General features: G+C 71.3%; 8 protein-coding genes. All 8 read left to right on the forward strand.

What is annotated here, in order from left to right:
• Positions 1-39 precede the first annotated feature (39 nt).
• The 8 genes from FHU28_RS15665 to FHU28_RS15700 all read left to right on the forward strand — a co-directional run bounded on the left by FHU28_RS15665 (position 40) and on the right by FHU28_RS15700 (position 21,935).
• Positions 40-3,219, forward strand: coding sequence for a non-ribosomal peptide synthetase (locus tag FHU28_RS15665; RefSeq protein WP_184684877.1), 3,180 nt, complete (start codon positions 40-42; stop codon positions 3,217-3,219).
• Positions 3,220-3,456: 237 nt separating this feature from the next.
• A complete protein-coding gene (locus FHU28_RS15670; RefSeq protein WP_184684879.1) occupies positions 3,457-14,109 on the forward strand; it encodes a non-ribosomal peptide synthetase in 10,653 nt (3,550 codons plus the stop codon).
• Positions 14,106-15,194, forward strand: coding sequence for a serine hydrolase domain-containing protein (locus tag FHU28_RS15675; RefSeq protein WP_184684881.1), 1,089 nt, complete (start codon positions 14,106-14,108; stop codon positions 15,192-15,194). The genes FHU28_RS15670 and FHU28_RS15675 overlap by 4 nt, the downstream gene beginning before the upstream one ends.
• 113 nt (positions 15,195-15,307) lie before the next feature.
• On the forward strand, positions 15,308-16,312 hold the full coding sequence (locus tag FHU28_RS33080; RefSeq protein ID WP_184684883.1) for a hypothetical protein: 1,005 nt from the start codon (positions 15,308-15,310) through the stop codon (positions 16,310-16,312).
• Entirely contained in the window at positions 16,309-17,055 is a 747-nt protein-coding gene (locus tag FHU28_RS15685) for a DUF6182 family protein (protein WP_184684886.1), read from the forward strand. The genes FHU28_RS33080 and FHU28_RS15685 overlap by 4 nt, the downstream gene beginning before the upstream one ends.
• The gene (locus tag FHU28_RS15690; RefSeq protein ID WP_184684888.1) at positions 17,052-18,725 is read left to right on the forward strand and encodes a GH3 auxin-responsive promoter family protein; all 1,674 of its coding nucleotides are present in this window, start codon (positions 17,052-17,054) and stop codon (positions 18,723-18,725) included. Before FHU28_RS15685 ends, FHU28_RS15690 begins: the two co-directional genes overlap by 4 nt.
• Positions 18,722-21,106 carry a phosphotransferase gene (locus FHU28_RS15695; protein ID WP_184684890.1) on the forward strand — a complete coding sequence of 795 codons (2,385 nt, stop codon included), beginning with the start codon at positions 18,722-18,724 and terminating at the stop codon, positions 21,104-21,106. Before FHU28_RS15690 ends, FHU28_RS15695 begins: the two co-directional genes overlap by 4 nt.
• Positions 21,099-21,935, forward strand: a complete 837-nt coding sequence (locus FHU28_RS15700) for a hypothetical protein (RefSeq protein WP_184684892.1) — start codon at positions 21,099-21,101, stop codon at positions 21,933-21,935. The genes FHU28_RS15695 and FHU28_RS15700 overlap by 8 nt, the downstream gene beginning before the upstream one ends.
• The last annotated feature ends 61 nt before the right edge of the window (positions 21,936-21,996 follow it).

Below are 21,996 nucleotides of genomic sequence, written 5' to 3' on the forward strand. Positions count from 1 at the left end.
CCCGTACCCAGGGCTCCACTGTCATGAGATGAGACACCTATGCAGTTACCGTTGTCGGCCGCCCAGACGGGCATCTGGCTCGGGCACGAACTCGACCCGAGCGGTCACGCCTACAACGTGGCCGAGTACACCGAGGTGGACGGTGACCTGGACCAGGACGCCTTCGAGCAGGCCTGGTCCCGGGTCCTGGAGGAGGCGCCGACCTTCAAGGTGATCGCGGTCCGCCGCGACGACCGCGGTGAACTCTGCCAGATCATCGACGACGCGCCGGCCCGGATCACCCGGGTCGACTTCCGTGCCGAGGCCGAACCCGAGGCGGCGGCCCACCGTTGGGTCCGGGAGGACCTGGATCGACCCGTCCACCTCGAGGCCGGCGGCCTGTTCACGTTCGCGCTGCTGCGGGTCGGCGACCGGCGTTTCTGGTACTACGGGCGCGGACACCACATCGCCTGCGACGGCTACGCCGCCGCGTTGCTGCTCCGCAAGATCGGCGCTTACTACACTGAGATCGTGACCGGCGAGCCGGTCGCCGACGCGCCGGCGGTCGCTGCGCCGCTGGCGGAGACGCTGGTGGCCGACGCCGAGTATCGGGCGGGCCCCGACTTCCAGGAGGACCTGCGGTTCTGGACGGAGCATGCGGCCACGGCCAGCCCGGTCAGGCTCAGCGACCACTGGGCCGTTCGTGGCCCGGTCGCCCCCGATCCGGGCACCGTGCACATCCGCCGATTCGGACACATCCCCGCCACGCAGACCGGCACGATCGCCGGGGTGGCCCGCGAACTGCGTACCCGCTGGCCGGTCCTGGTGGTGGCGGCCACGGCCGCCTTCCTGCATCGCTGCACCGGGCGCACCGACATCGTGCTCGGCTTCCCGGTCACCGGCCGGACCACCAAGCTGCTGCGCGCCACGCCGAACATGGCCTCCAACGTCGTTCCGCTGCGCGTCGAGGTGAACCCGGGGGACACCCTGCGGAATCTGATGCCGCGGGTCTCAGGTGCGCTGCGCCAGGCGTTGAAGCACCAGCGCTGCCGGTTCGAGGACTGGCAGCCGGAGCGCGGCGGCGCGGCGACCACCGGCTGGGGCACGGTCGTCAACGTGATGGCGTTCGACTACCAGGTGACCCTCGCCGGACTACCGACGGTCACGCACAACCTCACCCTCGGGCCCGTCGACGACCTGTCTCTCTGCTTCTACGACCGGGGCGACGGCAGCGGTTGGCGACTCGACGTGGACGGCAACCACGACCGCTACTCGCGCGACGACCTCATCACCATCCAGCGCCTCTATTCGCGGTTCCTTCGGGCGGTCTCGGCCGAGCCGGACGCGGCGCTCGGCGGGTTCGAGCTGGTCACCGCGGACGAGCGGCAACGGATGCTGACCGAGTGGAACGGCGCCTCGGTGGCCGAGCCGGAGGGTGACCTCGCCGCCGCCTTCGCGCGGCAGGCGGCGCGGACCCCGGACTCGATCGCGGTCGTTGCCGGGAGCCGGGAGATCACCTACGCGCAACTGGACGCCGCCACCGACGCTCTTGCCGGGCGCCTGCGGAGCCGGGGGATCCGGGCCGAGGAGCCGGTGGCGATCCTGGCCGAGCGGTCGGCGCTGGTCGTGCTGGCGACCCTGGCGATCATCAAGGCCGGCGGCGTTTACCTGCCGCTGCGGCCCACCGATCCCGCCACGAGACAGCAGGCGATGCTGGCGGACGCCGAGGTGCGGCTGCTGCTCACCGACGCGCCGACGGACCAACCGATCGAGGTGCTTCCGCTGTCGGCAGCGGACCTGGACGCGCTGGCGCCGGCCGCGGCGCCCTCGTGGGACGGCGGTCCCGATCGGCTGGCGTACATCATGTACACCTCCGGGTCCACCGGCCGGCCCAAGGGCGTCGCGATCACCCACGGGAACGTGCTCGCGTTCGCGTCGCACGGCCGCTGGCGGGACGGGGACCACGAGCGGATACTCATGCACTCCGCGCACGCCTTCGACGCGTCGACGTACGAAATCTGGGTGCCGCTGCTCACCGGTGGCCGGATCGTGGTGGCTCCGCCCGGCCAGCTGACCACCGACGAGGTCGCCCGCCTGGTCGGGACGCACGGCGTGACCTCTGCCTTCCTCACCACCGCGTTGTTCAACCTGCTCGCCCGCACCCGGCCGTCCGCGTTCGCCGGCCTGCGAACGGTGCTCACGGGCGGTGAGACTGCCTCGGCCGAGGCGATGCGTCTGGTCCGCGAGGTCTGCCCGGGCACGAAGCTGCTCCACGCGTACGGCCCCACCGAGACCACCACGTTCGCCACGCTCATGGTGGTGGACCGGGTCGACGGTGTGCCGCCGATCGGGTCGCCGCTCGACGCCACCCAGGCGTACGTGCTCGGCCCGGATCTGCGGCCGGTGCCCGCGAACGTCTCGGGCGAGCTGTACCTCGCCGGCTGGGCGACCGCCCGTGGCTACCTGAACGAGCCGGCGCTGTCCGCGGAGCGGTTCGTCGCCTCGCCGTTCGGCCCGCCGGGTTCGAGGATGTACCGCACCGGGGACATCGTCCGCTGGCGTGGGGACGGAGTGATCGAGTACGTCGGTCGCGGCGACCAACAGGTGAAGATCCGCGGCTTCCGGATCGAACTGGGCGAGGTCGAGGCCGCGCTCTGCCGACTGCCGGAGGTGTCCCAGGCGTACGTGACGGCCCAGGAGACGGCCCCGGGGGTCCGGCGCCTGGTGGCGTACGTGGTGGGCGGTGGCGACCACACCCCGGAGCCGGCCGAGGTCCGCGACAGCCTGGGCGAGACCTTGCCGGACTTCATGGTCCCGGCCGTCGTCATGGTGCTGCCGGCGCTGCCGCTCAACGCGAACGGCAAGGTGGACCGGCGCGCCCTGCCCGATCCCGAGATCGCACCGACCGGCAGCCGCGAGGCGTCCGGAGCCGCGGAGAGGGCGCTGGCCGCGGCGTTCGCCGAGGCGCTGTCGGTGTCCCGGGTCGGCGCGTCCGACTCGTTCTTCGATCTGGGTGGCGACAGCATCCGGGCGATACAGGTGGTCTCCCGGCTGCGCGACGCGGGCTGGCTGATCAGCGTGGGTGACCTGCTGACGCTGCACACGGTTGAGAAGCTCGCGGAGAAGGCGGTGCCGGCCGAACCGGCCCCGGCCACCGAGCCCGCCGTGGCCGACCTGATGGTGCTGGACGACGACGACCTGGCCACGCTGGTGTCGGCCCTCGCCGAGGACGGCACCTGACGCGGGGGAACTCCACACCGCGGGGTGGCCGTCGGCGAGACGGGATCGACCGGCGGTCCGGCGGATCCCGCGGCCGTCACGCGAAGACGGAGGTAGGCGAGATCGCACCATCCGACGGTGCTGCATCGGGCGAAGCGCGAGGGATGCCATGACAGGAGCAGCGGGATGACCGATTCAGCACAGCACGGACCAGCACGGGACCCCCGGGACGTACTGCTTCGCCGTCGGCTCGCGGGCATGTCCTCCGGCCCTCGGTCCGAGATCCCGCGGGTCTCCCGGGACGGGCCGTTACCCCTCTCGTACGGCCAGCAGCAGATGTGGTTCATCAACCGGCTGGATCCGGGCAGCACCGAGTACAACGTGCCGTTGTGCCTGCGGCTACGCGGCGCTCTGGACACCCCTGCTCTCCAGCGCGCGTGGGCCTGGACGGTCGCCCGCCACGAGGTTCTCCGCACGCGGTACACGGTGGTCGACGGCGCCCCGACGCAGGTCGTCGACCCGCCCGACGATGTCGGCCTCGCGCTCGACGATCTTCGCGGGCCGCCACCGGGCGAGCGGCGGGAGCGCGTCGACGCGCTCCTGGCGGGGGAGGTCGCCGTCGCGTTCGACCTCGAGGTCGAATGGCCGGTCCGCGCGCGACTTCTTCGCCTGACCGACGACGAGTACGTGCTGAGCATCGTCTTCCACCACATCTGCTGGGATGCCTGGTCACTCGGCGTGCTGGGCGCCGACCTGAATGCGGCGTACCGGGCGCTGACCGAGGGCGGCCCGATGCCGCCGGAGCTTCCCGTCCAGTACGCGGACTACGCGGCGTGGCAACGCACCGAGATGTCCGGACCGGTCCTGGAACGGCACCTCCGTTACTGGCGAGCCCAACTCGACGGCAACCGACCCGTCGACCTGCCCGCCGACCGACCCCGCCCGGCCGTCCGAAGCCACACGGGCGCCGCGGCACCCTTCGTCGTGCCGGCGGGCCTCGCCAGGCGGCTGGACGACATCGGTCAGCGACTCGGCACGACGCCGTTCGTCGTCATGCTCACCGCCTTCGCCGTCCTCGTGGCCCGATACACCGGCCGCAGCGACGTCGCGATCGGCACCGTGGTGTCGGATCGCAACCGGCCGGAGCTCGAGAACCTCATCGGCTACGGGATCAACACCCTCGTCATGCGGGCCGTGTGGGACGGTCCGATATCGTTCGAGAACCTGATCCATCGGATGCGGACCACCGTCCTCGACGCGTACGACCACCAGGCCGTGCCGTTCGCTCGACTGGTCGACGAGTTGGCACCCGACCGCGATCTGGCCCGTACGCCGCTGTTCCAGGTGGCGTACACCAGTCACACCTCTCCCGACCGGCTGGTCCGGCTGCCCGGCATCCGGATGGAGCAGTACGGCGACGGCGAAGCGGTCGCCAAGTGGGACCTGGAACTGCAGACCTGCCAGGCCGAGGACGGCTCGGTCCACAGCCGCCTCGTGTACCCCACCGCGCTCTTCGACGACGCGACGATGACCCGGATGGCGCGGCATCTCCTACGCCTGCTGGAGAGGGTGGCCGACGACCCGGCTGCTCCCGTGACCGGCCATGACCTGCTGGACGAGGCCGAGCGGGCCCTCGCACTCGGTGTCGCGGTCGATTCCGGCCCGAGCGACGGTGACGGGAACCGCGTCGACGGCGTGGCGGTCGGCCCGCGGTGTGTGTCCGAGGTGTTCGAGGACCAGGCGGCGGCGACCCCGGATGCGGTCGCGGTGCGATGCGGCGACGCGGAGCTCTCCTACGCGGAGGTCAACGTCCGGGCCAACCGGGTGGCCCATCTGCTGCGGGCCCGGGGTGTGGGCGCCGAGTCCCTGGTCGCCGTGCTCCTGGACCGCGGTGTCGACTTGGTGCCCGTGCTGCTCGGCGTGCTGAAGGCCGGTGCGGGCTACCTACCACTGGACCCCGCGAACCCGACGAGCCGATTGCGCCACGCCATCGCCGACTCCGGGGCCGCGCTTGTCGTGACGTGCGTGGACCTGCGGGAGACGGCCAGGCTGTGCCACGACGGCGCCCTGATCGTGCTCGACGCCCCGCGGGAAGCGGAAACGCTGGCCGCTCAGCCGGCGGACAACCCTCCGTCGGTGGTGGCACCCGACGGCGTCATGTACGTCATCTACACGTCGGGATCGACCGGGCAGCCCAAAGGCGTGTGCGTGACCCACGCCAATGTCGATCGCCTGCTCCGGACGGCTCGTGAGCATCTCGCGTTCGGGCCAGCCGATGTCTGGACGTTGTTCCACTCGTACGCCTTCGACGTGTCGGTGTTCGAGATGTGGGGCGCACTCCTCAGCGGCGGCACGTTGGTCGTCGTGCCTCAGGGCGTGACACGCTCCCCGGACGACCTGCTGGACCTGTTGGTCGACCGGCGGGTGACAGTGCTCAGCCAGACGCCGTCAGCGTTCCGCGCCCTGGTCGCGGCCGCCGAGACCGGCGACCCACGAGTCGACCGGCTGAGTCTGCGGGTGATCGTCTTCGCCGGCGAAAAGCTGGACGTGCCGTCGCTGCGGCCGTGGGCCGCGCGAGTCGGCCTGAACCGGACCGCGCTGATCAACATGTACGGCATCACCGAGACGACCGTGCACGCGACGTACCACCGCGTCACCCCGGCCGACTTCGATCCGGGGGTCGGCAGCCCGATCGGTCGGCCCCTCGCCGACCTGACGATCCGGCTCCTGGACGACGAGGGCCGTCCGGTGCCGATCGGCGTGCCGGGCGAGATCTACGTCGGTGGGCCGGGTCTTGCCCGCGGCTACCTGCACCGACCGGGCCTCACGGCAGCGGGTTTCCTGCCCGATCCGTTCGGCGCCCCGGGCAGCAGGCGGTACCGCAGCGGCGACCTCGCCCGCCGGCTCCCCGACGGCCAGTTGCGGTTCCTGCGCCGCGCCGACGACCAGGCCAAGATCCGCGGATACCGGGTCGAGCCAGGCGAGATCCGCGCCGTTCTGCTGGCGCACCCGGCCGTCCGGGACGCGGCGGTGATCGTCGACGAGGTGTCGCCCGGCGAGCACCGCCTGATCGCGTACGTGGTCCCGGCGGTTCCGGACCTGGCCGAGGGGGACCTGGGGGCGCACTGCGGCAGCCTCCTGCCCCCGTACATGGTCCCGGCGGCGATCGTGTCCTTGCCGGCGATCCCACTTACCGCCAATGGGAAGCTGGACCGCGGCAGGCTTCCGGTACCCGACCGGTCGGCGCTGGTGGGCACGGTTCGCTACCTGGCGCCGCGGTCGTCCGCCGAGGAACGGATGGCGGAGGTGTGGCGCGCGGTGCTGCGGGTGGACCGGGTCGGCGTGCTGGACAGCTTCTTCGACCTGGGTGGCGACTCCGTCCGCGCGGTCGCCCTGGTGGGACAGCTACGCACCGCGGGCTTCGAGGTGTCGGTGCGTGACGTCTTCGAGCGACGTACGGTGGCGCGGCTGTGCGAGCTGGCCGACGCGCGGCCCGCGGCCGATGGCGCGATCGTCGCGGTCGAGCCGTTCGCGCTGATCACCCCGGCGGACCGGAGGCGCCTGCCGGCTGATCTGGTCGACGCGTACCCGATGGGCCAGACTCAGCTGGGCATGGTCGCCGACATGCTGGCCCACCGGCGGCTCAGCAACTACCACAACGTCGCGTCCATTCGGATCCGTGACGGGTGGCCGCTGTCGGCGGAGGCGCTGCGGGCGGCGGCCCAGATCCTCGTCGGGCGGCACGAGGTTCTGCGGACCTCGTTCGACCTGCACTCCTGCTCCGTACCGATGCAGCTGGTACACGCCGACGCCGACCTTCCGGTCCGTATTCGCGACCTGCGCGGGCTGGACGTCGCCGACGTCCGTCGACAGATGGAGCAGTTCCACGCCGATGAGCGGACGTGTCCGTTCGACCTCGCGTGTCCGCCGATGATGCGACTCACCGCCCACGTCACCGACGACGGTTGGTGGCTGTCCATCACGGAGTTTCACGCGATCGTCGAGGGCTGGAGCTACCACTCGCTCATCCGGGAGCTGTTCGACTGCTATGAGGCGATTCGAGCGGGACGCCGACCAGCGTCGGAGCCGGTCCCCGCGGTCCGGTACGCGGATGTCGTCGCGAGCGAGCTGCGAGCGCTGTCGTCACCTGAGGACCGCGCCTACTGGCGCCGTGTCGTGGAATCCGTCGAGCCGTTCTCGCTGCCGTCCGGGTGGGGTGGGACGGGCCCTTCGGAAAGCTATTGGGTGCACGTGCCCTTCGGTGACCTGGAGCCCGGACTGCGGAGGCTCGCCGCGGCGGCGGGCGCGTCGCTCAAGAGCGTCGTCGTCGCCGCCTACGGCGCGGTGCTGGGCAGGCTCACCTACCGCAACGAGTTCAGCGCCGGTCTGGTGACACACACCCGACCGGAGGCGGCCGGCGCGGAGCGGGTCTACGGCATGCACCTGAACACGGTGCCGTTCGTGTTCGAGCGGGTGCGGGGGACGTGGCGGGAGCTGGTCGCGGCGGTGTTCGCGCAGGAGGTGGCGATGTGGCCGCACCGGCACTTCCCGATGCCGCAGATGCAGCGCCTGGCGGGCGGCCGGCGCATCGTCAACGTGCTGCTGAATTTCGTCAACTTCGACGACCTCGAGCCGGACAGCCCGGCCCTGGACCTGGCGTCGACCATGACGCCGGGCACGACGGAGTTCGACCTGGCGGTGACCACGGTCGGTAGGCGCATCTCGCTCAAGAGCCATACGCGGGTGTTGGGTCGGGGGCGGGCGGAGCGGTTGGCGGCGATGTATCGCGGGGTGTTGGAGGCGATGGCGGCTGATCCGGATGGTGATGCGTCGGGGGTGTTCCTGTCGCCGGAGGACGGTGTGGTGATTGGGGGGTTGAACCGGAGGGTTGGGGAGTTGGTGGGTTTGTCGGTGGGGGAGGCGTTCGGGGCTCAGGTGGCCGCGCGGCCTGATGCGGTGGCGGTGGTGGCGGGGGCGGCGGTGGTGTCGTATGCGGAGTTGGACCGGTATGCCGATCGGGTGGCGTGTCGGTTGCGGTCGCTCGGGGTGGGGCCGGAGTCGGTGGTGGGGGTGCATCTGGAGCGGGGTGTGGGGTTGGTGGCGGGGTTGTTGGGGGTGTGGAAGGCCGGTGGTGCGTATCTGCCGATCGACAAGTCCACGCCGTCGGAGCGGGTCGGGTATCTGGTGGCTGACGCGGGTGTGGGTGTCGTGGTGGACGAGGCGTTTCTGGAGGGTCTGCCCAGTGGTGGGGGTGAGCAGGGTCGGTGGGGTTGGTCTGCTCCGGATCCGGATCAGTTGGCGTACGTGGTCTACACCTCCGGTTCGACGGGTCGGCCGAAGGGCGTCGCGGTGACCCACCGCAGCCTCGCCAACCACCTCCACTGGGCGGTGGCGGAGTTGGCGGGCCGTGGGCAGGGCGGGGCACCCCTGTTCTCCTCCGTCGCGTTCGACCTGGTCGTGCCGAGCCTGTGGGCGCCGCTGATGTGTGGCCAGCGAACGTGGTTGTGGCCGGCCACCGCCGACGTCTCCGAGCTGGGGGAATCGCTCGCGGCAGCGGGCCCTTTCAGCTTCGTCAAGCTCACACCCGGGCATCTGGAACTGCTGGTGCGCCAGATCGGAGTCGACCGGACGGCGGGACTGGCGCCCCTGCTGCTGGTCGCGGGCGAGGCGTTCGCCGGACCTCTCGCGGCACTCTTCCGGGGCCGTCCGGTTCAGCTCGTCAACGAGTACGGCCCGACCGAGGCGACCGTCGGGACCTCCGTCCACCCGGTCGTCGGACCGGTGGGGGCGGGAATGGTGCCGATCGGCCGTCCGTTGCCGAACGTCACCACGTACGTGGTGGATGCCGCGATGCAACCGGTCCCGGTCGGTGTGGTCGGTGAGCTGTACGTCGGTGGGGTGGCGGTCGCCCGGGGCTATCTCAACCGGCCCGGCCTGACCGCCGGGCGGTTCGTGCCGGACCCGTTCGGGCCGCCCGGGTCGCGGCTGTACCGCACCGGGGACCTCGTCAGCCTCAGCGACGACGGCGCGTTGGAGTTCGTCGGGCGCACGGACGACCAGGTGAAGATCCGCGGGTACCGGATCGAGCCCGCCGAGGTCGAGTCCGTCCTCGCCGAGGCTCCCCAGGTGGCCGAGGCGCGGGTCGTCGTCCGCGAGGACAGCCCGGGTGACCGACGCCTCGTCGCCTACGTCGTGGCGGCGGGTGCCGACCCGATCCGGCCGGAGGAACTACGCGACGCGTGCCTGCGGAGGCTGCCCGACTACCTCGTGCCGACCGCGATCGTGCCGCTGGCGGAGATTCCGCTCATCGGGAACGGGAAGCTCGACCGGGCGGCCTTGCCCGCACCCGGCTTCGACGCCCGGACGAGTACGTATGTGGCCCCGCGCTCCCCCCTGGAGGAGCGGATGGCCGACGTCTGGTGTACGGCACTGGGTCTCGACCGGGTCGGGATGCGGGACAACTTCTTCGAGCTGGGTGGTGACTCACTCCGGGCCGTGGCCATCGTCGGTCCGCTCCGGGCTGCCGGCGTGGACGTGACCGTACGGGACGTGTTCGACTGCCGTACGGTGGCCCGGCTGTGTGAGCTGGCCGAGGCTCGACCGTCGGCCGAGGCCATGTCGCCGACGGCGCCATTCGCGTTGATCGACCCGGTCGACCGTGCCGCACTGCCGGGCGATCTTGTCGATGCCTATCCGATGGCGCAGACGCAGGTCGGCATGGTCGGCGAGATGCTCGCCGACGAGACGTTGAACCGCTATCACAGTGTGACGACGTTTCGGATCCGCGACGAGGAGCCGTTCTCGCCGGACGCGCTCCGTGCGGCGGCTCGCGTCGCGGTCGGGCGGCACGAGGCACTGCGTACCTCGTTCGACCTCCACTCCTGTTCGATGCCCATGCAGCTCGTGCACGCCGACGCGGAGGTTCCGGTCACGGTGCGGGATCTGCGCGGAAGCGACGCGGACGCGTTGCGGGAGTCGTTGCGTGCCTACCAGGCGGAGGAGCGGGCGCGGCTGTTCGACGTCACCCGGGCGCCCATGCTGCGGCTCGGCGCGCACCTCAAACCCGGCGGCGGGTGGTGGCTGACCGTGGTGCGCTGTCATGGCATCACGGAGGGCTGGAGCCTTTACCACCTGCTGGCGGAGCTGCTCGGCTCGTACCGGACGATCCGCGACGGCCGGGAACCGGCGCTGCCGGCGCTCCCCGCGGTCCGGTACGCCGACTTCGTCGCACGCGAGTTGCGGGCCCTCGAGTCCGCAGAGGATCGCGGTTACTGGGCACGGATCATCGAGCAGCATCCGCGGTTCGGCCTGCCCGACGGTTGGGGGGAGACGGACGGGCCGCGGGAGCGCTACCGGCTCCGGGTGCCGTTCCAGGACCTGGAGCGCGAGTTGCGCGGCGTGGCACGCGCAGCGAACGCGTCACTGAAGAGCGTCCTGTTCGCCGCGCACCTGAAGGTGCTGAGCTCGCTGGTCCGGGAACCGTCGTTCTTCACCGGTCTCGTCTGTGACGCCCGGCCGGAGGCGGCCGGCGCGGAGCGGGTTCACGGCATGTATCTGAACACGGTGCCGTTCGTGTTCGAGCGGGTGCGGGGGACGTGGCGGGAGCTGGTCGCGGCGGTGTTCGCGCAGGAGGTGGCGATGTGGCCGCACCGGCACTTCCCGATGCCGCAGATGCAACGCCTGGCCGGCGGCGGCAGGCTGGTCGATGTCTCGTTCAACTATCTCGACTTCGATCGGCTCGACACCGAGCCGGTGGACCTGGCGGCGACCCTGGCCGACGGCAACACGGAGTTCGACCTGGCGGTGACGACGCTGCGCGGGCAGCTGGGTCTCAGCAGCCATACGCGGGTGTTGGGTCGGGGGCGGGCGGAGCGGTTGGCGGCGATGTATCGCGGGGTGTTGGAGGCGATGGCGGCTGATCCGGATGGTGATGCGTCGGGGGTGTTCCTGTCGCCGGAGGACGGTGTGGTGATTGGGGGGTTGAACCGGAGGGTTGGGGAGTTGGTGGGTTTGTCGGTGGGGGAGGCGTTCGGGGCTCAGGTGGCCGCGCGGCCTGATGCGGTGGCGGTGGTGGCGGGGGCGGCGGTGGTGTCGTATGCGGAGTTGGACCGGTATGCCGATCGGGTGGCGTGTCGGTTGCGGTCGCTCGGGGTGGGGCCGGAGTCGGTGGTGGGGGTGCATCTGGAGCGGGGTGTGGGGTTGGTGGCGGGGTTGTTGGGGGTGTGGAAGGCCGGTGGTGCGTATCTGCCGATCGACAAGTCCACGCCGTCGGAGCGGGTCGGGTATCTGGTGGCTGACGCGGGTGTGGGTGTCGTGGTGGACGAGGCGTTTCTGGAGGGTCTGCCCAGTGGTGGGGGTGAGCAGGGTCGGTGGGGTTGGTCTGCTCCGGATCCGGATCAGTTGGCGTACGTGGTCTACACCTCCGGTTCGACGGGTCGGCCGAAGGGCGTCGCGGTGACCCACCGCAGCCTCGCCAACCGGGTCGACTGGAGCGTCCGCCGCCACCGGATGTCGGCGCAGGACCGCACGCTGCAGAAGACGTCGATCGGGTTCGACGCGGCGGGCTGGGAGGTGTTCGCGCCGCTGGCGAGCGGCGGGACCGTGGTGGCGGCGCCGGCCGGTGTGGAGCGCGATCCGGCCGCGCTGGTGCGTGCGGTCGCCGAGCACGGCGTGACCGTCCTTCAGGTCGTGCCCTCCGTCCTCCGCCTGCTCGTACAGACGCCCGGGTGGCGGGACTGCGGCGCGCTGCGCGTGTTGACGGTCGCGGGCGAGCAGCTCGAATCGGAGCTGTGCCAACGCTTCCTGGACCTACGGCAGGCAGAGGTGTGGAACACCTACGGCCCGACCGAGTGCACCATCGACGTGACGGCGTACCACTACGCGCCGGACCGACTCGCCGGGCCGGTGCCGATCGGCCGTCCGTTGCCGAACGTCACCACGTACGTGGTGGATGCCGCGATGCAACCGGTCCCGGTCGGTGTGGTCGGTGAGCTGTACGTCGGTGGGGTGGCGGTCGCCCGGGGCTATCTCAACCGGCCCGGCCTGACCGCCGGGCGGTTCGTGCCGGACCCGTTCGGGCCGCCCGGGTCGCGGCTGTACCGCACCGGGGACCTCGTCAGCCTCAGCGACGACGGCGCGTTGACGTTCCGAGGCCGTGTCGACGATCAGCTCAAGATCAACGGAGTGCGGATCGAGCCGGGCGAGGTCGCCGCCGCCGTGCGGCAGCTGCCCTCGATCGCGGCGGCGGCCGTGGTCCCGTGGCGGACCGGCGACGGAGAGGTGCGGCTCGCGGCTTACGTCGTGGCCGAGGACGCCGGGCAGTTGGACCAACGGGCGCTGCGACGAGGGCTCGCGCGGACGCTCCCGGATGCGATGCTGCCGGCCGTGTTCGTGCCGCTCGACCGACTCCCGCTCACCGCGCACGGCAAGCTCGACCGCCGTGCGCTGCCGGAGCCCGAGTTGACCAGCCCGCACGCGCACGTCCCCCCGTCGACCCCGACCGAGCGCGCACTGGCCCAGGTCTGGTCGGCGGTGCTCGGACGCGAGCGGGTCGGCGTGCACGACACGCTCCTGGACGCCGGCGCCAACTCGTTGATGATCATCAGGGTGATCGCCGCGGCCCGGCGGCGCCGGATTCCCCTGACCCTGCGGATGTTCTACGAGAACGACACCCTTGCCGATCTCGCCGCGGCGGTCGACGCGCTGCCTGCGGACGCACAACCGGCCGAAGAACCGCCTACCGAAGGCAGGAGCATCACGACGGACGGACGGTCGACGGGCCCGGCCGAGGCGGCCGGCGGCGCTCTGATCGACCCGAGGGCTCTGATCGAGGTGATGGCCCGGCACCACGTGCCCGGAGTGAGCGTGGCGTTGCTTCGAGGCGGCGAAGTGGTGCATGCGCAGGGCTACGGGGTGACCGCGGCGGCCCGGCCGGAGGCAGTCACCACCCGGACGCCGTTCCAGGTGGCGTCGATCAGCAAGCACGTCACGATGCTCGGGGTGTTGCGGCTCGTCGCGGACGGCGTGCTGAACCTGGACGCGGACATCAGCGGGTACCTGACGTCGTGGCGGGTGCCCGGGGACGCGGTCATCACCCTGCGCGAGTTGGTCAGCCACCAGTCGGGCCTGAGCCACGTCCCGGCGACCAACCACCTGCCGGGCGAGACGATGCCCACCGTCGTGGAGATCCTCAACGGGTGCCCGCCGGCCCGCAACGAGCCGGTTCACGCCCAGCACCGGGCCGGAGACGTCTTCAAGAAGACCAATATCAACTACTCGGTCCTGGAACAGCTTCTCGTCGACGTGACCGGCGAGCCCTTCGACGCGCTGATCCAGCGGCTCGTCCTCGACCCGTTGGAGATGACGGACAGCACCTTCGACCAGGACCACCCGCAGCGGTCGACGATTCCCGTCGCGATCGGTCACGATGCGTACGGCGATCCGATCGCGGGCCGGTGGAGAGTTCGCAACGAGGTCGCGGCCGGCGGGCTCTGGACGAGCGTCCGGGACCTCACCAAGGTGGCCCTCGCGGTGCGCCGCTCCTACCAGGGCCAGCCGGGTGCGTTGCTCACCCGACCGCTCGCCCAGCAGATGGTCACGGTCTGGCACCCGGGGAGCTTCTACGGACTCGGTACCGTCGTCGATCCGAGCGACGGTGACGTGGAGTACGGCCACGGGGGGAGGACGGTCGGTTTCCGCTGCATGACGGTCACCCGGGTGGTCAGCGGTGACGGACTGATCGTCCTGGCGAACGGCGAGAACGGAAAGCGGGCCCACCTCGCGTTGGTCGAGGCCCTGCGCCGTGCCGACGCGTCAGCCGCCGCGTCACCGTTCGGCAGGTCGTGGGCGGAGACCCCGGACGAGCCGGTTGAGGCGCCGGGGCGGCCGGCGCATGCCGGCGGGCTGCGGTGAGCGGCGCGGCGCGACCGGCGGACGCCGCCGGCGGGGACGCGTTCGCCGCGGTTCGTCGGGTGGTCGGGCAGCGGCCAGACGACGAGGCGACGGCGGTGGTCGTCCGGTTGACCGGTCCGGACGGTCGCTGGCAGTGCGCGTCCGGCGTGGCCGATCTCGCCACCGGCGCGGCCGTCCGGGACGACCAGCGGTTCCGGATCGGGGGCGTTACGAAGACCTTCGTGGCGGCGACGGTGTTGAGCCTCGCCGCCGAGGGTCGCCTCGGCCTCGACGATCCGGTGCGCGACCATCTGCCGGACCTGCTCCCGAGGGCGGTCACGGTGCGCCGGCTCCTCGACCACACGAGCGGTCTCGCGGACGAGAGCGATGTCCGCTACAACGACACCGAGTGGTTTCTGGCGCACCGGTTCGACACGTTCACCCCGGCCGACCTGACCGCCCGGTCGCTGCGGCGACCGCTGCTGTTCGAGCCCGGCACCGCGCAACAGATCACCCGAGCGAACTACGTCATCGCCGGGATGCTCGTCGAGCGGGTCACCGGCCACCCCTATGCGGACGAGGTCGAGGCCCGGATCCTGCGGCCCCTCGGCCTCACGGCCACCTCCCTCCCGGGAATCGACCCGACGATGCCGGAGCCCCACGTCCGCGGGTACGACCACGGCGTCGACGTCACCGAGCACAGCCCGTCGATCCACGGGGCGGCCGGGGAGATGATCTCAACCGTGGCGGACCTGGACCGGTTCCTCGCCGCGTTGTTCGCCGGTGAGGTCCTGTCCCGGCCCTGGCTGGCGGAGATGCTCCGGGTACCGCCGGGGCCGTACGCCCGGGGTGGCCCGGCGTTCTGCGGCGCCGGGCTGGACCGGGCCGAACTGCCGAATGGTCTGACCGTCTGGGGCATGGCTGGGATCGTGCACGGCTGCCTCAGCGGCATCGTGGCGACCCCGGACGGGCGGAGCCGGTTCGTCTACCTGGTCGCCCCCACCAGCCGTGGCGGGCTACGCGTCCCTCCCCTCGTCCAACTGCTGGTCACCAACGCGTTCGCCCTCTTCCCGCCGTCGTCTCCCGGGGGAGCCGGATGCGAGTAGAACCTTCCCGCGTCGTGCTGGCGCCGGTGTCGATCACCCCGACCAAACCGTTGACCCCTACCCATGTGAAGGGCCTTCTCTGGCTCGACGTGGCTTACCGCGCGACCCAGCGAGTGAGGTCCGTCGACTACCTGTGGAATCAGCGGAGCGCCACCCTGACCGCGCAGACCGTGGCGTTCTGGGCCTACCTGGACCGCGTCGCCGCGGGGCGTCAGTGGTCGGCGGTGACCGGGAACGAGATAGGTGAGCTGTACGTCCGGTCGCACGCGGAGGGAAGCCGTCCGAGCCGCGCCGTCCTGGCCCCGTACCTGGAGCGGGTGGACGCCGAGGGTTGGATCCACCCGGCCAGTGTGCGGCTGCTCGAACTGTGGCGAGACGAACTGCGGCTACTGGGCGTCGGGGATCCGGGGCTGACCGCGGACCGGCCGATGGCGCTGTCCACGGACGAGACCCTCGACATCCTCGCCGAGCGGGACCTCCTGGTCGACCATCGCCGATTCGGCGGGCCGGTTCTGCTGGACGGTCCTCGGTGGGGGCTCCCACTGCGTCAGCTTGTCGGCCCGGACGGGCACCCCAATTACCTGGTCCCGATCCTGCGGGACCTGATACCCCGGGCGCGACACGCCGAGCGGGTCGTACTGGTGCACGACACCGAGCTGACCCAGGACTACACGACGCTGGACCGGGTGCTGGGAACCCTCGGGGCGACCGTGTCCCGGCTGGCCCTCGGTCGGGTGCCGATCGGCGGGGCGATCCGCTCCAGTCGGCACGGCGACTGGACGGGCGTCACCCTCGACCACATCTCGCGCGCCTGCCTGGAGCACGTGGAGCTGCCGGTCTACCAACTCGGCATGCGGATCTACTTCATCGCGGTGCTCCAGCGCGGCTCGCGCCGCTCGGTGGAACCCGAACTGCTGCGGCGTTGCCTGTGGAAGGCCCGGCGGATCCTGTCGAGGGTCGAGCAGAGCGGCGACACCGGTGCCGCCGCCGCCACCGCCCTGCTGACGAAGCTCTGCGACGACCGGGGCTACGTCGACCCGTACGGGCTGACCTGCCGTCTGCTCAGCAGGCGGCGCAGGACATCCGCCGGGCCACTCCTACGAGAGGTCTACCTGTGACCGGGACGACGGAGGAGCAGCGTCTGCTGCGTACCTGGCTGGTGGCCCACTACCACCGTGTGACGGGTGCCGGGGCGCCCGGCCGGCCGTCGCCGGCGCCGCCCGAGCGCTCGACCCTGCGCGCCGTGGCCGTGCTCCGTGACCTTGACCTGACGGCGTTCCTGAACGGCACGCTCGCCTTCGCCGTCGCGGTTCCGGACGAGCTGGCCGGCCCCTGGTACGGCGCCTTCACCCGAACCCTCTTCCTCGCCGGCAACCCGGCGAGCCTGGTCCACCGGGTGCGGTTTCTCCACCGCACCGAGGACGCCATGATGGCCTGGACCGCGCCGGTACACCCGGAGCGGGACCCGGCCCGGCAGCTCAGCCGGATGCTGAAGCTGTTTCACGGGCCCGTCGTGTGGCCGGGCGAGCGCCGGCGGATCACGCTCCGGGTGCCCGGTGCTGGCCGGGACGGCCGGTCGGCCCTGCTCCGGGTCGCCACGGCCAGAGTCAGCGCTGCGGAGTACCTCATCCATCTCAACCACGTGCTGTGTGAGTCGGTGCTGTCCGGGCTGCTGCGCCCGGGAGACCGGCTGGCGATCGACCACCCGGCCGAGCTTGATCCACGCGACGTCGACGTCGCGCTGGGCCACGCGCCCCGCGCCCCGGCCCACTTCCGCATCGCGCAGGACCCGCACCGTCCCGGAGCCCTGCGACTGTACGCACATCTGGCCGTGACGGAACAGACGGGGGAGTTACCATGAACCAGCAGGACCACGCCGTCCGGCTGGCGCGACGCATCCGAGACGAGAAGCAGCGCCTGCTCGCGACGCTCGACGATCCTCGCCGGACGCAGGAACTCGTGCTCGCCGACGTCCTCACGCGCAACGGCGACACGGCCTTCGGCGCCGAGCACGGCCTGTCTGCGGTCGCCGGCGTGGACGACTACCGTCGCGCCGTGCCGATCCGCACCCACGAGGCGCTGATGCCGTGGATCGAACGGAGCATCGCGGGCGAGCGCCGGGTCCTGACCGCTGACCAGCCGGTGGCGTACTTCTCGTCCAGCGGCACGACCGGCCGGGAGAAGTTCATCCCGGTCACCCCCACCTACCTGCGTACCACGTTTCTCGCCTTCTACTACGCCGGGTTCGCCGGTGTGCTCGATCGTCACCCGGAGTTGATCGGCGCCGAGGAGAAGGTGCTCAACCTCTGGCAGGATCCGACCACCCGGATCAGCCAGACCTTCGGCGGGCAGCCACACATCGGGCTCAGTCAACTCGACTACCGCACGTACGGTGAGCCGTTGGCGACCGGACCCGGCACCGGCGGTGGGTGGACCGAGGTGCTCGACTCCTATCCGGACGGCGGACCGTGGGAGCGGGCATACCTGCGGCTGCGACTTGCCGTCGAGCGTGACGTCAGGTGGATCATCGCGGTCAACCCGGCGATCGTGGCCGCGCTGCCCTACCAGCTCGCCCAGTGGTGGCCCCGCATGGTGGCGGAGCTGCACGCCGGGACGCTGGGCGGACGACCGTACGGCGAGCCGAACCCGGCCCGGGCGCTGGAGCTACGGCAGGTCGCCGAACGGCACGGCACCCTGCGTCCGGTCGACCTGTGGCCCAACCTCCGGGTGATCCTGTCCTGGAACACGGCCCTCGCCTCGCTCTACCTTCCCCCGCTGCGGGAGGCGTTCGGCGCCGACACCATCGTGCTGTCACCGCCGATCGCCTCCTGCGAGGGACCGGTGGCCATCCCCCTGAGGGCTGACCCCGCCTCGGGACCGTTGTTCCTGCCGGGCTGCTTCTACGAGTTTGTGCCGGCCGACCGGGACATCGAGCCGGACTGCGACACCCTGCTCGCCGACGAACTGGAGGAGGGCCGTGACTACCACATCGTCCTCACCCACGTCGGTGGCCTGTACCGGTGCGCCACGCTGGACATCGTCCGCGTGGTCGGCTTCGCCGGGCGTACCCCGGCAGTGGCCTACGCCGGTCGCGGCACCATCAGCTCCGGCTCCGGCGAGCGGCTCCGGGAACCCGACCTGATACGCGCCCTCGGTGCGGCCCTGGCCGAGGTTGGCCTGGAGATCCGGAACGCCACGGCCCGACGGACGGGCTCGTCCCCCGCCCGCTACGAGGTGGCGCTGGCCCCGGTCGCCACCCCGCCGAGCGACGTGGTCGCGGCGCTCGCCGAGGCGCTGGAGCGACGGCTGGCTGAGCAGTCGCCGGGCTACCGGCGGGCCCGAGCCTCCGGTGGGCTCGGAGCGGTCCGGCTGACGGTGACGCACCCGGACGCGTTCCTTGTCGAATGGGAGCGCCGGGTCAGGGCCGGCGAACGGCCGCCGCGGGTCAAGGATCGGGTCTTCCAACCGGATCCGAACGTCTGGGACCGGATCACCACTAACGCGCCGACGATCGTCGGGAGCCAGCGGTGAGCGCCATTCCCGGCCGCGGCCGATACACCGAGTCGGCCCGCATCGAACGGCTGGAATGGCTACGCCGTCGCAGCCGGATGCCGCTGGCCTCGCTCGGCGCCGACGGTGTCCTCGCGGCGGAACAACTGACCGGCAACATCGAGAACTTCATCGGCACCGTGGCACTCCCCGTGGGCCTGGCCGGTCCCCTGCTCTTCACCGGCGGTGAGGTCCACGGTTCGGTGGTCGCACCGCTGGTCACCACCGAGGGTGCCCTGGTGGCCTCGGTGTCGCGCGGTGCCCGGGCGATCACCCGCGGCGGCGGCGTGGCCACCCGGACGTTGGGCCAGCGGATGACCCGGGCGCCCGCCTACGAGTTCAGCGACCTCGCCGCCGCCGCCGCGTTCGTCGACTGGCTCGGCACCGTCCGGCCCGGCATGGAAGGGCAGGTACGGGAGGTCTCCCGGCATACCACGCTGGTCTCCGTCGAGCCGTTCCAGATCGGGCGGTACGTGCACCTGCTTCTCGGCTACGAGACGGCGGACGCGGCAGGACAGAACATGACGACCGTCGCGACCTGGCGGATCTGCCAGTGGCTCGACGAGGCCCTCGTCGGGCGGCCCGAGATCACGCCCGTCCGCTACTTCGTCGAGGGCAACCTCAGCGGGGACAAGAAGGTGAGCCATCTGTCAATGACGGGCGGTCGTGGCATCCGGGTGACGGCCGAGTGCCATCTCGACCGCGCGACGGTGGAGGCCACGCTCAAGACCACACCCGAGTCGCTCATGGCCCTCTATCACTGCTCGGTACTGGCCAGCCAGCAGGCCGGAATGGTGGGGCACAACATCAACGTCTCGAACGTCATCTCGGCGATGTTCATCGCCACCGGACAGGACGTGGCGTGCGTACACGAATCGGGCGCCGGGATCTTCTCGCTGGAGCCGACCGACGGCGGGCTGCTCGCCACCCTGCTGTTACCGAACCTTGTGCTGGGCACAGTGGGCGGTGGTACCGGGCTACCGCAGCAGCGGGATCTGCTCGCGGTGCTCGGCTGTGCGGGGGAGGGGACCGGGCGGCGGCTGGCCGAGATCATCTGTGGGTTCGCCCTAGCGTTGGACGTCTCGACGTGTGCGGCCGTCAGCGGCGGGCAGTTCGCCGACGCCCACCAGCGGCTCGGTCGGGCCCGTCGGGTGAACTGGCTGACCCGGGAGGAACTGCAGACGGTGATCGCGCCGCGGTTGTTGAGGGGGACGATCCCGTCCGACGAGGTGACGGTGACCGCCGCCCCGGCCGAGGAGTTCGGCGGCTCGGGCATTCTCAGCGACCTCGCGGCCCGCGGTGAGCGGCGAAAGTTCACCGGTCTGCATCCGTTGCGCGTTGACTGTGTCGGCCTCGACGGCCAGCGGCACCGGCTCGGTGTCGTCGCCAAGATCAAGGCACTGGACGACGAGGTGCTGGTCGAGATCGGCAAGATCGCCTCGTTGGGGGGTCAGCGCCTCGGGGCCGCCTGGCGGCGTCATGGCCGTGCGGTCGGTGGCTTCTCGGGTGCGCACCGGCGGGAACTGGCCATCTACCGCAGCCAGCATCCGTCCCTGGTCGATGTGCTGCCGCGGTGTTACGGATGGCACGACGATCCGGATCGGGAGGCGTACGTCCTGCTGTTGGAGGATCTGCGGGAAAGTGCGGTGCTCCTCGATCCGGCGGACGGCATCAGGGGGTGGACATCGGCGCATGTCGGCGCCGCCGTTGCCGGGATCGCCGGCGTGCACAGCGGGTGGCTCGAGCGTCGGGAGGATGCGGCGGCACTCGGGGTGAGCGACGGGCTGCCGGGCCTGGCAGCCGCCGGCGAACTGTGGACGGCCTTGATCGACCACAACGCCGCGACCTATCCGGACCTGCTGAAGGCCGGTTCGTCCGGTCTGGACCTGGCTACGCTGGCCCGCTGGCTCGTGGAGCGGATCGCCAGCTGGACCGCCGAGTTGGCGGCGATGCCGAGGACACTCGTGCACCACGACTTCAACCCCCGCAACATCGCATTCCGGCCGAACGGTCGCCTGCCCATCGTGTACGACTGGGAGTTGGCCACCTGGCACGTGCCGCAGCGCGACCTGGCCGAGTTGCTGACCTTCGTGCTGACTCCCGAGGCATCGCCGGACGAGGTGGAGTCCTATCTGGTCATGCACTGGGAGCGACTCGGCGGCCCGGCGTGCGGCGCGGACCTCACGCTGTGGCGGCGCGGCTACCAGTTGGCTCTGTGGGATCTGCTGCTGAGCCGGTTGCAGCTGTACCTGCTGGCACACGAGCATCGGGAGTACCCGTTCCTGGAACGCGTCGTGGGTACCACTCGCCGGCTGTGCGAGATCGAGGCGCAGGTGGGACGGGTGGGGGTCGGCCATGGCTGACCGGGCGCCGTACCGGGTGGCGCTGGTCGGCATCGACGGCAGCGGCAAGACCGCCGTCGCCCAGGGCTTGGCCGCGCGTGCGGCCGGCTCCGGGCACCGGGGCGACCTGGCGGTCCTGCACGCGGTTCGACCGCACGAGAACGGTGAAGGGCCCGCGCGGCAGCTGTCCCGGCATCTGCATCGCGTGTCGGTGGTCGCCGATCAACTCGGTAGCCCGGAGCTGAAGATCGGGACCTACTATTTGCAGCTGCGTACGTACTCCTCGGTCGAGCGGCATTTCCGCGACCGACGCCAGCCTCGGGTGATCCTGGCCGAGCGGCATCCGCTCATCGACACCATGGTGTACCTGCCCCTCTACGGACGGATGGCCGCAGCACGGCCGTCGGACGCCATCTCGCCGGACGAGTTCGCGCGGCAGGCGGCGACCGTCGGTCCGCTGGCCATGCGAGCGGTCCTGGACTGGGCGGAGCGGGTGGGTGGTGGGCGGGATCTCTGGCTGCTCGGGCGCCGCCTGCTGGCGTTGCACGACCTGCCGCCGGAACTGCTGCTCAAGGAGTTCCGGAAGCTGATGCGCACCGAGCTGCCACACAAGATCATCCTGCTTGACATCGGGGTGGAAAAGGCGCTTGCCCGGATCGCCGGTCGGCGACAGGGCGCGGAGATGCACGAGACCGGCGCGCGTCTGGCGGCGGTGCGAGACCGTTACGACCTGGTCCTGGGCTGGCTCGCCGACGCCCGCGGGGTGCCGGTGCTGCGGATCGGCAACAACGGCACCCCGGTGGCCAGGACAGTCGACGTGATCTACTCCGGTCTCACCGAGGGCCGGTGACGCGAGGGTCGGTGACGTCCCGGGAGGATGCTCACCGGGACGATCTCGGCAGCGGCGAAAA

Source organism: Micromonospora echinospora, from assembly GCF_014203425.1.
GTDB lineage: Bacteria > Actinomycetota > Actinomycetes > Mycobacteriales > Micromonosporaceae > Micromonospora > Micromonospora echinospora_A.

Coding starts and splice junctions, on each gene's coding strand:
- FHU28_RS15665 (WP_184684877.1), top strand. CDS start 40: ATGCAGTTACCGTTGTCGGCCGCCCAGACGGGCATCTGGCTCGGGCAC.
- FHU28_RS15670 (WP_184684879.1), top strand. CDS start 3,457: ATGTCCTCCGGCCCTCGGTCCGAGATCCCGCGGGTCTCCCGGGACGGG.
- FHU28_RS15690 (WP_184684888.1), top strand. CDS start 17,052: ATGAACCAGCAGGACCACGCCGTCCGGCTGGCGCGACGCATCCGAGAC.
- FHU28_RS15700 (WP_184684892.1), top strand. CDS start 21,099: ATGGCTGACCGGGCGCCGTACCGGGTGGCGCTGGTCGGCATCGACGGC.